Here is a 14,450-nt window from a genome sequence, read left to right on the forward strand (position 1 = left end):
CTCAGCCGAGCGGTATCTCGGCCGAGATCCGGTCCAGCACAGCGGGATACCGGTTCGCCTCGCGGTGTGCCCCCGGTTTGCCGCTGCTGACGATCGCGGCCGAGAGGCTGCGCTGCGGGTCCGCCCACACCGCGATGTCGACCAAGCCGGTGTGACCGAACGCCGCCGGGGTGTTGCGGCCGAACGGTCCGAACCGCTTTCCGCCGAGCATGTATCCGGTGCCCCACCGCATCGGCTTGAGCCCGGTCGCCACATCCGGGCGCATTCGCCGGCACGGCGTCGTGGCGGCCCGCAGCGTTTCGGGTTTCATGATCCGGACTCCGTCGAGTTCGCCACCGCGGCGCAGGATTTCGGCGAAGCGAGACAGCTCGTCGGCGTTTGAGACGGTGGTGGACGACGGGATGACGCTGGTGAGGAACAGCGGGGTGTTGCTGAGCGGGATGATCCGGTCCAGCGTCCCGCCCACGGCGGCCCGGAACGCCGCGGCGATGGGTGCGGGCAGGGGTTTGCCGGTGACGTGACTGGGAGCGACCAGCGGAACCTCTTCTGGTGCAACGCCGTAATTGGTCCAGCGGAAGCCCAGCGGGTCAAGGATCTCGGTGGCCAGGATGTCGCGGATGTTGCGGCCGGTGGCGGCCGAGACGATCTCGCGGACCAGCGGGCCCCAGGTCAGCCCGTGATAGATGTGCACCAGGCCCGGCCGGTACACCGGCTTGAGGAGAGCGAGCTGTTCACGGGTGTACTCGCTGTCGTCGACGCGGGTGACGTCCGGGCGCGGTCCGGTGTGGATCGGGACGCCCGCGCTGTGCGTGATCACATGCCGGATGGTGGTGCGGTCCTTGCCGTGGCTGGTGTAGCTGGGCAGGTAGTCGCAGACTCGGTCGTCCAGGGAGAAGTGCCCCTGCTCGACGAGCATGTGTACGACGGTCGTGCTGATCGCCTTGGCCGCCGAGTAGACGCAGAACGGGGTGCCGGTGGTGACGGGAATCTTCTCGGCATCCGGCGGGTCGGCGGGGCCGTTGCCCCAGCCGTGGCCGATCGCGCGGTTCAGCACCGTTTTTCCGTTGCGCCGCAGGCACACCTGGATGGCAGGGTGCATGCCCGACCCGTACCAGTAGCGGACCGATTCCCAGATCCGCTCCACGGCCCGGGGGTCGATCTCCGAATGGTCCTCCTCGCCGATGTCGGTCACCGAATCCAGGTCCGAGGGGAGGGCGATCTTGCCGGTCGGTGCTTGTTGGCTCATTCGCTCTTCCTGGTCAGGGTGGCGGAAAGGTGGTGTTGCAGTGGCTGTCCGACGGCCCCCATCTGCAGCTCATAGTTCAACTGGTCACCCTCGATGTGGACGGAACGTGACAGTGCCGCAACGTTTTTGGCTGACGCGGTCAGTCCGATGGTGGTCGCGGCCAGCTCAAGCTCGATCCGGCCGCCGATGACGTGCACCGTGCCTTCCTGGATCTCGGTGATGCCCGTCGGGTGTGCCAGCACCCATTCGATCCGGCCGGGCTCGGGCACGCGAAGGTATCCCGTCTCGGCGTGCAGCGGGCGGCCGTCGTCGCGGGCCCGGGTGCGCTGGCTGTAGGTCAGGAACGGCTTGCCGACGTGGCCGAAGGTGATCTCCTCGAGGTACTCGAAGGACTCGATCGTCGGGTACTCGCCTGCCCCAGGGCCGGCCCAGGTACCGAGCAGGGGAGCCAGCACGGTCAGGTTCGGGTGGAGGTCGGGCACAACGACAGGGTACGGCGGGCCTCGATCGAGGCGCCGCGGGCGGCGTCAGGCCGGTTCGGCACCGGTGTAGGCCGCGGCGGTGCGATCCGCCGCGGCGCGGGCCTGTGCCGGATCTTCTCCGCCGGCCACCGCGGCCTGGTACCAGAGCTCGCTCGCGGACGTCATGAACTCGCGGCCCTCGGGGCCGGCGGCCCAGGCCGCACCCTCTTCCGGCGTGATGCCGTCACCGGCACCGAGATAACTGGCCAGGCCGAGAAGCCCGGAGTCCCAACCGACTCCGACCGCTCCCGGTCCGAACTGCAGCCAGAACTCGTCGTGGTCGTCGGCGTGCATGATGTGGTCGAGGGTGAAGGTGGCGCGGTCCTCGCCGGCGTCGGTGATGGTGACCTCGACCCAGCTGGTGGCCCCCATGGCTTCCCACGTGGTGGTGAACGTGCGCGGCGGATCGCAGGTCAGCACCTCGCCCGCGGCGTTGCCTTCCAGCTGGAAACGGCCGCCCACCTTGAGTTCGCCGGTGATCGGCAGGAACCAGCGGGGGATCCGCTCCAGGCTGGTGCAGGCATCCCACAGATCGGCGGCATCGGTGTCGTAGGTCTGGCTGACGGTCACCACGCGCGCTTCGCGGGCGTCGAACGTCGTGCGGCCCACGCTGCGGCGCACGGAATTGAGTTGGTGCTGGATGTCGGTCATGGAGAGGCCTCCCGGTTCGTGGTTCTTCTTCGTTGCCGTTTGCCGCGCGCGATTTCGGTCGCCAGTGCGTCCAGGTGCGGAGTCCAATTGCGCCGGAACCCCTCCAGCCACTGGTCGACCTCACGCAAGGGTGCGGCGTCGACGCTGTACAGCCGACGTGTGCCCTCGGCCCGTACGTGGGCGAAACCGTTTTCGCGCAACACTTTCAGGTGTTGCGAAACCGCAGGCTGGCTGATCTCGAACTCGGCGCGGATCACCTCGGTGATGGCACCGGATGACATCTCACCCGCCTGGATGAGTTCGAGAATCCGCCTGCGCACCGGATCTCCGAGGATGTCGAAGGCGTGCACGTGACCCAGAGTAAAAGCGCCGACTTATATAAGTCAAGGCTGAGTGTTGGTGTGCGCGATGACCATGGCCTGGGCCGTGGGCTCATCCAGATGCGCTTGCCGCGCCCGCTTGCTCGTCGCGTACACGGTGAAGCCCGACGCTTCCAGCGCGTCGCACACCGTGGCCGTGTCGTGGCGCAGGAACGTCAACGCCACGTTCCGGCCGAATGCGTGCTCATAGATCCCGGGATCGCCGTCGGTCTGGAATGCCAGCAGCAGCCAGCCCGGATCGGCGAGAACGCGGCGGAACGCCGTGAACAGCTCGGGTAGCTCCTCGGCGGAGGTGTGGATGATCGAGTACCAGGCGCACACGGCATCGAAGGTTCCGGCGGGATACGGCAGATCGAACATGTCCGCGGTCTGGAACCGCAGCCGCGGCCACCGCTGGGCGGCCAAAGAGACCATCGCCGGCGAGCCGTCGATGCCTTCGACCCGGAGGCCACAGTCAGCGAGCTCGGCGGTCGGCTCGCCGGGCCCGCAGCCCACGTCGAGGGCGCTCGTGCCGCCGGACCGCACCACCAGGTCGGCGAAGGATCGCAGGACCGCGCGATCGAACGGCCGGTCGTCGAATTCGCCGGCAAAGGCCTGGGCGTACTCGCCGGCGATCAACTCGTATTGCTCATATGCCCCGCCCGTCACGGCGCCAACTCTAGGGTCCGACGCCGGACGTCCAGCTCAGACCGCACGGTAAGGTTCCGCAGGTGAGCAGCCCTGTCAAGCACGCCGCGCGCTTGCGCGGTGGCCTGGTCGGTGCGTGCTCGGCCCTCACCGCGGCGGTCGCTCACACCGCGGCCGGCGGCATGGCTCCCGCGAGTAGTCCGCTGATTGTGCTGCTACTGCTGTGCGCGGCGCTCGGTGCCGCCGTCGGCGGATTGAACACCCAGACCAGATGGGCCAGGACCGGGCTGCTGATCGCCGGGCTCGGCGCTGGGCAGTTCCTCGGCCACATCGCACTGGCGATGTCCGACGGACACCATCATGCGGCCTCGATGCTCACCGCCCCCATGATCGGCCTGCACGCCGCAGCGGCGGCCGGCCTCGGCCTGGTGATCGGTATGGCCGAGTACCTGTTCGTGGTCTGTGCCTCGGTGCTGTCCTGGTTGCGGATCTTCGCCGCCGCCCAGATCCATCCGTTGGTACGCGAGCTGTGGCGGCCTTCGAATGTCGTTGTGGCGCGGCCTGTTCTGCTGCGCGCGGGCCTCGGAATGCGGGCGCCGCCGGCGATGTCCGGCATCGGCTTCTAGCCCCGACTCCTTCATCTGAGCCCGTCGTCAGCGATGGGCTGTTGCCCGTTGCGCGTCTGCGTGCGCACATTTCACGTTCTTTCACCCGAAGGCACTTCCATGACCCTCACCCCTGGCGATCAACTCCGCGAGGAATCCCCTCCGCCCCTCAGCCGCCACTCCCTGCGCCCGCTTCTCGTGCGGCTGCACTTCTATGCCGGCGTATTCGTCGGGCCCTTCATCCTGATCGCAGCGGTCACCGGTCTGCTCTATGCGCTGATCCCGCAGGTCGACACATTCGTCTACCGGCACGAACTGACGGTCGAGCACGTCGGGGCCGAGCGCCTACCGCTGGCCGAACAGCTCGCCGCGGCCCGCCATGCCCACCCCGAAGGCACCGTGGAAAGCATCCGTCCACCGGCGGAGGCTGACGAGACCACTCAGATCCGCCTTGTCGTCGACCCCGCCCTGAAGGACATTCCGCCGGACTACTCGCGGACAGTGTTCGTCGATCCCTACACCGGTGAGGTGCGCGGGGCGCTGACGACCTACGGGCAGTGGATGCCCGTCCGGGCCTGGTTCGACGAACTGCACCGAAATCTGCACCTCGGCGCGTTCGGCCGGAACTACAGCGAATTGGCCGCCAGCTGGATATGGGTGATCGCCCTGGCCGGTCTGGCCCTGTGGACCATGCGGCGTCGAGAGAACCGAACGACGCGTGATCTGGTTCTGCCCGACCGCACGGCTTCGGGCCGCCGGCGCACGCTGTCGTGGCACGGTGTGGTCGGCGTGTGGACCGTGGCGGTTCTGCTGGCGTTGTCGGTGTCGGGCATCACCTGGTCCCGTTATGCGGGGGAGACGGTCAACGGGATTCAGACCCAACTGAACACGACCGCGCCGGCCGTGGACACCGCCCTGTCCGGGGCACCGGCCGCCGGCGCCGCACATCACGGCCACCACGGTGGTCCAGCCGACCTGCAGGGCGCTGACACTGTGCTGATGGCGGCCGAGCAGGCGGGCCTTCGTGGACCGATGTGGATGTACCCGCCGTCCGAAGCGGGTCAGGCCTGGAAAGTGGCCGAACGCAAACGTGATTGGCCCACCCGATATGACGAGATCGCGGTCGACGCCGAAACCGGGACCGTCACCGACCGCGTGAACTTCGCTCAGTGGCCGTTGCTGGCCAAGCTCACCGAGTGGACGATCGAGGCCCACATGGGCCTGCTCTTCGGCATCGCCAACCAGATCGTCCTTGCGCTCACCATGATCGGGTTGATCACCGTGATCGTGCGCGGTTACCGCATGTGGTGGCAGCGCAGACCCACGCGGGGGTCGGCGTGGGCGGTGGGCCGTCCGCCGCTGCGGGGCGCGATACGCCGGTTGCCACCGCCGGCCATCGCAGCGATCGCGGTGGGCGCCGCCGTCATCGGCTGGTGCCTGCCGTTGTTCGGGTTGAGCCTGCTGGGCTTCCTCATCGTGGACGCGATCGTTGCCCTGCGAAAACGGAAGACCAACGGAGATGGTCGCGGAAATGGAGTGACTCTGAGCTGACGGTTGCCCTGCACAGAGCGCAGACCGCTGATCTACGCTCGCGGTATGACCGATCACGACAAAGCCGCGGCCCGGCGCGAAATTGCCGACGCTCTGCTCAACGCCCTGAACCGGCGCCACGAAGTGCTCGACGTGATCGTGGACGCCGACGATCGCGCGGCGGCCATCGACGCGGTTGCCAAGCTGCTCGGTACCTCGCATGTCGCGGCCGAAGCCGTGATCGGGTTGTCGTTCGCCCAGATCACCAAGGATTCGCGACGTGCGATCGCCGCCGAACTCGACGACCTGAACAGCCAGCTCAGCTTCACGGTGTCCGAGCGTCCGGCAGCCTCGGGCGAATCCCTGGAGTTGCGGCCGTTCAGCGCCGATACCGACCGCGACATCTTCGTCGCCAGGACCACCGACGTCGGTGCCTCCGGCGACGGATCGGGGGCTCCCGCGGCCGATGTCGACGACGAGATCCGTTCGGCCCTCGGCCGGGTGGACGCCGAAGAGGCCGCCTGGTTCGTGGCGTCGGAGGGCGGCCAGAAGGTCGGCATGGTGTTCGGCGAGCTGGCCCACGGTGAGGTCAACGTCCGGATCTGGATTCACCCGGACTTCCGCCAGCGCGGCTACGGAACCGCCGCCCTGCGCAAGTGTCGCTCGGAGATGGCGACGTATTTCCCGGCGGTGCCGATGGTGGTGCGCGCGCCGGGCGCTGTGCCGGGCGCGTAAGGCGTCAGCTTTCAGGCGGTCTGCGCGCGCAGGCTCGCCACGATGATGCGGGCCAACTCCTCGGCTCGCTGCCGGGAGTAGCTCTGTCCCTCGGACAGGATGGGGTAGACCACGCCGCCCAGCAGCGCGTCGGCGGCCGCCGCCGCCAGGTCGGCGTCGATGTGCTCGGCCAGCAGTCGGTTGCGCACCGAGTCGACCAGTGGCCGGCTGAAACCCGCACGCAGGCGCGCGGCGGTGTCCTCGTGTTCGAGTGAGGCCGCGGTCAGGATGCGCAACATGGCGTTGCCGCGCTTGGTGGTCAGCGCCGAGGCCAGCGTGCCTGCCCAGGCGACCAGGTCGGCGGTGACATCGTCGGTGCGCGGCATGGTGGCCAGGATCTTGTCGGCATCTTCCAGCAGGACATCGGCCACGAGTGCGGGCCGGCTCGGCCACCAGCGGTAGATGGTCTGCTTGCCTACGCCGGCCCGAGCCGCGACCGCCTCGATGCTCAGCCCGTCAAAACCCCGGTCCAGCAGGAGTGCGCGGGTGGCCTCGATGATGGCCACCCGCGATTTCTCGCTGCGCCGCCGGATCGGCTCTGAGTTTGTCGGCATGTCCTTGTCGGTCCTTCGCGGATCTTTACACGGAAAGCTACCCACCGTAGTCTCCCACAAGACGAGACGTAGCGTCTCGTAAAACTGGAGAACGACGAACGCAAGGGCGCATGGCACAAAAGAAACTGGTCATCGGGGCCAGCGGATTCCTCGGCTCGCATGTGGCCCGGCGGCTCGTCGAGCGTGGCGAGGACGTTCGCGTGCTCATCCGCAGCACCAGTTCCACCCGCGGGATCGACGATCTCGACGTGGAGCGGGTCTACGGCGACATCTTCGACCCCGAGTCGGTGCGCGCCGCGATGGACGGTTGCGACGTGGTGTTCTACTGCGTCGTCGACGCCCGCGCCTGGCTGAGTGATCCGGCGCCACTGTGGCGGACCAATGTCGAAGGGCTGCAAGAGGTCCTGGACGTCGCAGTGGAGGAGGGGCTGCGAAAATTCGTCTTCACCAGCTCGATCGCCACCATCGGCATCGCAGAATCCGGACTTGCCACTGAAGATCTGGCGCACAACTGGCTCGATGTGGGCGGCGACTACGTGCACACCAGGGTGCTCGCAGAACAGATGGTGCTGCGGTACGCCCGCGAGCACGGACTGCCCGCGGTGGCGATGTGTGTCGCCAACACCTACGGCCCGGGTGACTGGCTGCCGACGCCACACGGCGGACTCGTCGCTGCCGCGGTGCGCGGCAAGATGCCGTTCTACGTCAAGGGGGCGGCCGCGGAGTGCGTCGGCATCGCCGATGCTGCCGAGGCGATGGTCCTGGCCGGAGAACGGGGCCGGGTCGGTGAGCGTTACATCGTGTCCGAACGATTCATGACCGCGCGGGAGATCTACGAAACCGCGTGCGCTGCTGTCGGTGTCGAACCGCCTCGGCATGGCGTTCCGATCCGGGTGCTGGCGGCCGCGGGCGCGGTGGTCGATCCCGTGGCTCGGCTGGCCAAGAAGGAGAACCAGCTCAGCCCGCTGACCGTACGGCTGATGCACGTCATGTCGCCGATGGATCACGGCAAGGCGGTCCGCGAGCTCGGATGGCAGCCGCGCCCGGTCACGGAGGCCATCGCCGAGGGCGCCCGATTCTTCACCTCCAGGCGGCGCGCATGACCACCCATGTCTCCATTGCCCTGACACCCGAACAGCAGCAGTTGAGCGCGGCCGTCGGGCAGTTCGCGGCCAGGCACGCGGCCATCGAGACGACCCGCTCCTCGCTGGAGGACCTGGCGTCAGGCCGGCCACCGAGATGGTGGAGTGCGTTGGTGGACAACGGCTTTCATGCCGTGCACCTACCCGACGCGGTGGGTGGGCAGGGCGGCGGTCCGGAAGACATGGGCTGTGTGCTGGAGGCGGCCGGTGCGGCAATGCTGCCGGGCCCGCTGCTCCCCACGGCCATCGCCGGGGCCGCGGTAGCCGAAGATCAGGGCCCCGCCGCCGCGACGCTGCTCAAGGAGATCGCCGCAGGCACTCCCGCTGTCGTGGTGTCGAGCGAGCAGTCTGATTTTCAGGCCCGCCGCGATGGCGACGGTTGGCGGCTCACCGGTTCATCAGGTCTGACGCTCGGTATGTGTTCGGCGCAGCGTGCGGTGGTGCCGTTCACCGACGAGACCGGCGGCGTGCTCTGGACCGTGCTGAACACCTCTGACGGTCAGGTCGAATCGCGTCGTGGCACCGACCTGACCACCGATCTGGGCATCCTGCGGCTGCACGATCACGCGGTACCCGTCTCCGCGACACTGAGATTGGATGCGGACCGGGTCACCGCTGTGACCGTCGCATTCACCGCCGCAGTGGCCGCAGGCATCACCCAGTGGTGCGTGGAGACCGTCACCGAGCATCTCCGCACCCGCGAACAGTTCGGCAAGCCGATCGGGACGTTCCAGGCGTTGCAGCACAAGGCGGCAATGCTGCTGGTGAACAGCGCGCTGGCCACGGCAGCGGCCTGGGATGCGGTGCGGGCACTCACCGGATCCACGGATACCGACCAGCTCCGGCTCACTGCCTGTTCGGCTGCGGTGATGGCCGTGATGCCGGTTCCCGGCCTGGTGCTCGAGGCCCTCACCATGCTCGGAGCAATCGGCTTCACCTGGGAACACGACCTGCACCTGTACTGGCGCCGGGCCACCAGCCTGGCCGCATCGATCGGCCCGGTGTCACGGTGGACCCGCAATCTCGGCGAGTTGTCGGCCACCGCCACCCGCGAGGCGACGGTGGACCTGGGCGAGTCCGACGCCGATTTCCGGGCCCGCGTCAGTGACATCCTCGACCGTGCACTCACCCTGTCCGACACCGGTTTCGGACGCCAAGGTGACTATCCGGAGTTTGCGATCGGGGAGCGGCGTGAGTTGCTGGCCGATGAGGGGTTGATCGCGCCGCACTGGCCGGCGCCGTGGGGGTGCGACGCCGGCGTGCGCCAGCAGCTCATCGTGGACGAGGAGTTCGGCAAACGAGCTCCCCTGGTGCGACCCTCGGTGGGCATCGCCGAATGGATCCTGCCGAGCGTCATCGCGGCCGGAACCCCGCAATTGCAGGAACGTTTCATTCCCGCCACGCTGCGAGGGAACCTGTCCTGGTGCCAGCTGTTCAGCGAGCCCGGAGCCGGATCCGATCTGGCGTCGTTGAGTACCCGTGCCGTGCGGGTCGAGGGCGGCTGGCGCATCAACGGGCACAAGATCTGGACCTCCTTGGCGCACCGCGCCGATTACGGTGCATTGCTTGCCCGTACGGATCCCGACGCTCCCAAGCACCGCGGCATCGGCTACTTCATCCTCGACATGCGCTCACCCGGCGTCGAATTCCGGCAGATCACCCAGTCCAGCGGGCGGGCCGAGTTCAACGAGGTGTTCCTGACCGACGTCTTCATCCCCGACGAGATGCTGCTGGGTGACCCGGCATCGGGCTGGCAGCTGGCGATCAGCACCATGGCCCACGAACGGGTGGCGATCAGCGGCTACGTGAACATCGACCGGATGGGCGCGCTGCGTGAACTCGTTGCGGTCAGCCCTGATCCGGACCCCGTGCTGCACGCCATCGGCGAGATCGACGCCTACACCAACGCTCTCAAAGCGCTCGGGGTACGCGAGACGCTACGCCTGCTCGACGGACAGGCACCCGGCCCGGCCTCGAGCATCGCCAAGGTGGCCACCAACGTGATGCTGCGCCGGGCAGCCGAACTCACCCTCGGACTCACCGGGACGCTTGCCCTGGAACAGGACAGCCGACCCGCTGTCGTGGCGCCATACCTGGACCTGCCCGCCGAGTTGATCGGCGGAGGTACCACCGAGATCCAGCTCAACATCATCGCCCAGCTGATCCTGGGACTGCCGCGCAAGTGAGGAGTGAGCATGAGACCACGTAGGGGACTACAAGGTGACGCCGCGATCGTCGGCTACGTCGAACTGCCACCGGAACGTATGAGTAAAGCCTCACCCGCGCCGTTCACTCTCGAACAATGGGCCCTGCTGGCGGCAGCAGCTTTGGAGGATGCCGGCCTCGCGGCCGAGCAGGTCGACGGCATCGTCACCTCGCACCTCGGTGAGTCGGAGATCTTCGTACCGTCCACGGTGGCCGAATATCTGGGCGTGCGAGCGAACTTCGCCGAGTTGCTCGACCTCGGCGGAGCGAGCGCCGCGGGAATGGTGTGGCGGGCAGCCGCCGCGATCGAACTCGGCCTGTGTGACGTCGTGCTGTGCGCGCTGCCCGCGCGGTACATCACTGCCTCCTCCGAGCTCAAACCGAAGGCGCTGACCGACGCGGTGTTCTTCGGCTCGTCCAGCAATCAATTCGGCTCGCCGCAGGCCGAATTCGAGATCCCCTACGGCAACCTCGGCCAGAACGGTCCGTACGGGCAGGTGGCGCAGCGCTACGCCCATGAGTACGGCTATGACGAGCGGGCCATGGCCAAGATCGTGGTGGACCAGCGGGTCAACGCCAATCACACCGACGGCGCCATCTGGAAAGACACCCCGCTGAGCGTCGAGGATGTGCTGAACAGCCCGGTGATCGCCGATCCGCTGCACATGCTCGAGATCGTGATGCCGTGCGTCGGTGGCGCCGCCGTCGTCGTGGCGAGCGCCGAGGTCGCGGCGCGCGCCCGCAACCGGCCGGTGTGGATCAAGGGTTTTGGCGAACACGTACCGTTCAAGACACCCACCTACGCCGAAGATCTGCTGGACACGCCGATCCGTAAGGCGGCCGACACGGCGTTCGGGATGACCGGGCTGACCCGCTCCGACATGGACATGGTGTCGATCTACGACTGCTACACCATCACGGTGCTGCTCAGCCTGGAGGACGCCGGATTCTGCGAGAAGGGCAAGGGGATGTCCTTCGTGTCCGACCACGACCTGACCTTCCGTGGCGATTTCCCGCTCAACACCGCCGGTGGCCAACTCGGTTTCGGCCAAGCAGGTTTGGCCGGCGGTATGCACCACGTGTGTGACGCCACCCGCCAGATCATGGGGCGCGCCGGTGCGGCGCAAGTGGCCGACTGCAACCGTGCTTTCGTATCCGGAAATGGCGGCATCCTGTCCGAGCAAACCACCCTGATCCTGGAAGGCGAGTGAACCGATGACCGGATTCGCCCGGCCGATGCCGGTGAAAACCCCTACCAGTGCGCCGTTCTGGGATGCGCTGGCCCAACACCGAATCGTCATCCAGTATTCGCCGTCGACGCGGGCCTACGTGTTCTACCCGCGCGTGTTGGCGCCCCGGACGCTCGCCGATGACCTGGAGTGGCGCGAGATCTCGGGGATGGGCACGCTGTATTCGTTCACCGTGGCCCGCCGCCCGGTCGGTCCGCACTTCGCCGACGCGGTTCCGCAAATGCCGGCCATCGTGGAATGGGACGAGGGGCCGCGGTTCTCCACCGAGATCGTCGACGTCGAACCCGACGAGCTCAGTGTCGGAATGCGGGTGAAGCCCGTTTTCTGCGATTACCCGGATGCCTTTGCCGGAGTGGGTGTCACGATGCTGCGCTACACGCGGGCTTGATCACATCACTTGGCAGCAGGCTCACAGGAGTGGATTATGGAGTCATGCTAACCATACGAAAACTCATGGGGTCAGTGTTCGTAGCGGGAGCCGCAGTGGCGATTGCAGCAGGTCCGACTGCCGCACTGCTGACAGACGCGCCTACGACGACCATCAGTGCTCAACCCAGCGGCGGCGGTGACGCCGGCGGTGGCGGCGGCTGCGACAGCGGTCCCGGCTGGAACGGTTGTGGTGGCTGGAACCCGGTCCAGGGCGGTTGGGGCCACGGATGCCTCAACGGCATCTGCGGTGGCTGGGACGGCCAGCGCGGCTGGGGCGGCTGATCGCCCCCGTCCACGTGACGGAGCGATGGACGCCCAGCCGGCTCGGTGATCTCACCGGCACTCGCATCATCGTGACCGGGGCGACCAACGGGGTCGGTCTCGGCACGGCCAGGGCGCTGGCGCGCGCCGGGGCGCACGTGATCCTCGCGGTGCGTAACACCGCACTGGGTGCGCAACGCTGCGCGGAGATCGGCGGGTCGACCGAGGTGATCGAACTCGATCTCGCCGACCTGTCCTCGGTGCGCTCATTTCCCGGGCGCCTCGAGGGCGACGTCGACATCCTGGTCAACAACGCCGGCGCCCTGACCCAGTACCGCACCGACACCGTCGACGGTTTCGAGATGACGCTCGGCACAAACCTGCTCGGGCCGTTCGCCCTGACCAATCTGCTGTTCGACCGGATTTCCTCGCAGATCGTCAATGTCGGCTCGGATGCGCACCGCAGTGCCACGCTACGGCTCGACGACATGCACCTGCGCCACCACAAATGGACACCGATGGGCGCCTACAGTCGGTCGAAGCTGGGGGTGATGTTGTGGGGCCTCGAGCTCGATCGCAGGCTGCGGGCCGCGAAATCTCCAGTGGTCACCCAGCTCACCCATCCCGGCTGGGTGGCGTCCAATTTGCCCAACGTGTCCGACAAACCGTTGATGAGCGCGGTGCAACATGGCATCAAGGCGGTGGCGAACGTATTCGCCAACGACATCCATGCCGGGGCCGCGCCGACGCTGTACTGCCTCAGCGAGCCGATCCCGCCCGGAAGCTACGTCGGTGTGGACGGCAGGTTCGGATTACGCGGTGGCCCGGTGCTGATCGGGCGATCGGCGGTGGCCTGTGACTACGAGATCGCCGGACGCGTGGTCGAATTCGCCGAACGGGAGACCGGTACGTCCATTCCGGTTTAGTCGGACGTCCGAGCGGCCGTCAGGGCTTGGACCGCAGGGCCGAACATGCCCTGCTTGATCGCACCCAGCGTGCCGGAGTCCTTGCCGCCCAACGGGCGCAGCAGAGCGGTGGCCGCCGTGGTGACCGAACCTTCGGGTGCGGTCGCGTCGACCAATCCATAGGCCTGCGCATCGACACCACCGAAGCGGCGGCCGGTGGTCATCGAGGCGACCGCCGCTTGCGGCGTCAGCTTGGCCTGGATCAGCGCGGCCATTCCGGGGGTGAACGGGATCCGGATGTCGACCTCGGGAAAACAGAAGAAACCGCGATCGTCGCGCATCACCCGGAAGTCGTGAGCGATGGCCAGCATGGCGCCGGCACCGAAGGCGTGCCCGACGACTGCCGCCGCGGTGGGAATCGGCAGCGTCAGTACCCGTGCCAGTAATCCCTGCACCCGCCCGACGTACCAGTCGCCCTGATCGCTATGGGCGCCAAGCCAATCCAGATCGAGACCGTTGGAGTAGAACTTGCTGTCGGCCGTCGTCACCAGACCGTGCGCGCCCTTGGCCAGGATGGTGTCGAGGAGCGCATCGACGGTATCGAGGAACTCGGGGGAGAACCGGTTCTCGTCGTCACCGAGGTCGAGGATCGCGATGTCGCCGTCGTAATCCAGCGTGGGGGTGGTCATGAGATTCCTTCCTTCGGGGGCATTTCGGGGTGGTGTTTCGGGGCAGGGCCCACTGCCAGCACGGCCGCTACGGCCGCGCTGAGGTGCTGGCGCGCCGTCGGGTCGGCGAGGCGATTGCGGCGCAACAGGATCGCCGTCGGCAGATCCACGATGCAGGTCGTCACGGTGTCCACGGCGGCCCTGTCGCGTCGGTCCCACGCGGACATCGCGAGCCCGATCATCAAGTCCACCAATTCTTGTGTCAGTCCGCGAACCTGCTCGGCGATTTCTTCGGGGACATCAGGACCGAGTACCTGCTCCTGGCGGATCTGTAGGACCAGCCGCGCCGAAGCGGGATGGCGCTCGGCGAATGTGACGGGTGCGTAGGCCGCGGCTGCGATCGCGTCGGTGCCCGATCCGGCGGCGTCGACCAGGTCGCGCTGCAGGGCCAGAAAGCGGCGCCCGGCGCGGAGCCAGGCCTGGCCGAGCAGTCCGGCCCGGGAGCCGAAGGAGTGGTACACCGCGCCGTTGGACAGTCCGACCGCATCGCTGATGGCCCGGATGGTCACCGCCGACGGACCTGAGCGCACGGCCAGGGCCTCAGCGGCATCGAGGACCGCTTCGGGGTCGTAGAGACGAGGGCGGGGCACCGGGCCACCATAACAGAGCGGTTGCTCTGTTATCCATCGAGCGGGTTGACGC

General features: G+C 67.6%; 17 protein-coding genes. 9 read left to right on the plus strand and 8 right to left on the minus strand.

Going from position 1 to position 14,450, the window contains the following annotated elements; genetic code table 11:
- Position 1: 1 nt before the first annotated feature.
- From lipE to QQ25_RS05390, 5 genes are read right to left on the minus strand one after another with little or no spacing between them, the layout of a single operon-like run.
- Entirely contained in the window at positions 2 to 1,246 is a 1,245-nt protein-coding gene (lipE, locus tag QQ25_RS05370; protein ID WP_039326453.1) for a lipase LipE, read from the minus strand.
- Complete coding sequence (locus tag QQ25_RS05375) at positions 1,243 to 1,728, minus strand: peroxynitrite isomerase (RefSeq protein ID WP_039377587.1); 486 nt, start codon at positions 1,726 to 1,728, stop codon at positions 1,243 to 1,245. The genes lipE and QQ25_RS05375 overlap by 4 nt, the downstream gene beginning before the upstream one ends.
- A gap of 45 nt (positions 1,729 to 1,773) precedes the next feature.
- A complete protein-coding gene (locus tag QQ25_RS05380) occupies positions 1,774 to 2,418 on the minus strand; it encodes an SRPBCC family protein (protein WP_039326448.1) in 645 nt (214 codons plus the stop codon).
- Complete coding sequence (locus QQ25_RS05385; RefSeq protein WP_039326446.1) at positions 2,415 to 2,768, minus strand: ArsR/SmtB family transcription factor; 354 nt, start codon at positions 2,766 to 2,768, stop codon at positions 2,415 to 2,417. The genes QQ25_RS05380 and QQ25_RS05385 overlap by 4 nt, the downstream gene beginning before the upstream one ends.
- Positions 2,769 to 2,801: 33 nt before the next feature.
- A complete protein-coding gene (locus QQ25_RS05390) occupies positions 2,802 to 3,446 on the minus strand; it encodes a class I SAM-dependent methyltransferase (RefSeq protein WP_039377588.1) in 645 nt (214 codons plus the stop codon).
- Between the two features lie 62 nt (positions 3,447 to 3,508).
- Here QQ25_RS05390 and QQ25_RS05395 point away from each other — a divergent pair, with 62 nt between their 5' ends.
- From QQ25_RS05395 to QQ25_RS05405, 3 genes are all read left to right on the plus strand, one after another.
- On the plus strand, positions 3,509 to 4,051 hold the full coding sequence (locus tag QQ25_RS05395; protein WP_039377590.1) for a hypothetical protein: 543 nt from the start codon (positions 3,509 to 3,511) through the stop codon (positions 4,049 to 4,051).
- Positions 4,052 to 4,150: 99 nt separating this feature from the next.
- Entirely contained in the window at positions 4,151 to 5,581 is a 1,431-nt protein-coding gene (locus tag QQ25_RS05400) for a PepSY-associated TM helix domain-containing protein (protein WP_039377591.1), read from the plus strand.
- Between the two features lie 45 nt (positions 5,582 to 5,626).
- On the plus strand, positions 5,627 to 6,295 hold the full coding sequence (locus QQ25_RS05405) for a GNAT family N-acetyltransferase (protein ID WP_039326439.1): 669 nt from the start codon (positions 5,627 to 5,629) through the stop codon (positions 6,293 to 6,295).
- Between the two features lie 11 nt (positions 6,296 to 6,306).
- On the opposite strand, the gene QQ25_RS05410 is transcribed toward QQ25_RS05405, so the two are convergent.
- Positions 6,307 to 6,888 carry a TetR/AcrR family transcriptional regulator gene (locus tag QQ25_RS05410; RefSeq protein ID WP_039377593.1) on the minus strand — a complete coding sequence of 194 codons (582 nt, stop codon included), beginning with the start codon at positions 6,886 to 6,888 and terminating at the stop codon, positions 6,307 to 6,309.
- Positions 6,889 to 6,998: 110 nt separating this feature from the next.
- Here QQ25_RS05410 and QQ25_RS05415 point away from each other — a divergent pair, with 110 nt between their 5' ends.
- From QQ25_RS05415 to QQ25_RS05435, 6 genes are read left to right on the plus strand one after another with little or no spacing between them, the layout of a single operon-like run.
- Positions 6,999 to 7,991 (plus strand): NAD-dependent epimerase/dehydratase family protein, encoded by a 993-nt coding sequence (locus QQ25_RS05415; RefSeq protein WP_039377594.1) that lies wholly within the window; start codon positions 6,999 to 7,001, stop codon positions 7,989 to 7,991.
- A complete protein-coding gene (locus QQ25_RS05420; protein ID WP_039377595.1) occupies positions 7,988 to 10,216 on the plus strand; it encodes an acyl-CoA dehydrogenase family protein in 2,229 nt (742 codons plus the stop codon). Before QQ25_RS05415 ends, QQ25_RS05420 begins: the two co-directional genes overlap by 4 nt.
- 9 nt (positions 10,217 to 10,225) lie before the next feature.
- The gene (locus QQ25_RS05425) at positions 10,226 to 11,446 is read left to right on the plus strand and encodes a thiolase family protein (protein ID WP_039377843.1); all 1,221 of its coding nucleotides are present in this window, start codon (positions 10,226 to 10,228) and stop codon (positions 11,444 to 11,446) included.
- 4 nt (positions 11,447 to 11,450) lie between these two features.
- Positions 11,451 to 11,873, plus strand: coding sequence for a Zn-ribbon domain-containing OB-fold protein (locus tag QQ25_RS05430; RefSeq protein ID WP_039326429.1), 423 nt, complete (start codon positions 11,451 to 11,453; stop codon positions 11,871 to 11,873).
- A 44-nt stretch (positions 11,874 to 11,917) separates the two neighbouring features.
- Positions 11,918 to 12,196, plus strand: coding sequence for a hypothetical protein (locus tag QQ25_RS30055; protein ID WP_082017412.1), 279 nt, complete (start codon positions 11,918 to 11,920; stop codon positions 12,194 to 12,196).
- A 14-nt stretch (positions 12,197 to 12,210) separates the two neighbouring features.
- Positions 12,211 to 13,101 carry an SDR family NAD(P)-dependent oxidoreductase gene (locus QQ25_RS05435; RefSeq protein ID WP_039377596.1) on the plus strand — a complete coding sequence of 297 codons (891 nt, stop codon included), beginning with the start codon at positions 12,211 to 12,213 and terminating at the stop codon, positions 13,099 to 13,101.
- Here QQ25_RS05435 and QQ25_RS05440 read toward each other — a convergent pair.
- Positions 13,098 to 13,769 (minus strand): enoyl-CoA hydratase-related protein, encoded by a 672-nt coding sequence (locus tag QQ25_RS05440; RefSeq protein WP_039377597.1) that lies wholly within the window; start codon positions 13,767 to 13,769, stop codon positions 13,098 to 13,100. The genes QQ25_RS05435 and QQ25_RS05440 overlap by 4 nt on opposite strands.
- Positions 13,766 to 14,398, minus strand: a complete 633-nt coding sequence (locus tag QQ25_RS05445; RefSeq protein ID WP_052235624.1) for a TetR/AcrR family transcriptional regulator — start codon at positions 14,396 to 14,398, stop codon at positions 13,766 to 13,768. The genes QQ25_RS05440 and QQ25_RS05445 overlap by 4 nt, the downstream gene beginning before the upstream one ends.
- Positions 14,399 to 14,450: the final 52 nt, after the last annotated feature.

The sequence above is a fragment of the Mycolicibacterium setense genome (genome assembly GCF_000805385.1).
GTDB lineage: Bacteria > Actinomycetota > Actinomycetes > Mycobacteriales > Mycobacteriaceae > Mycobacterium > Mycobacterium setense.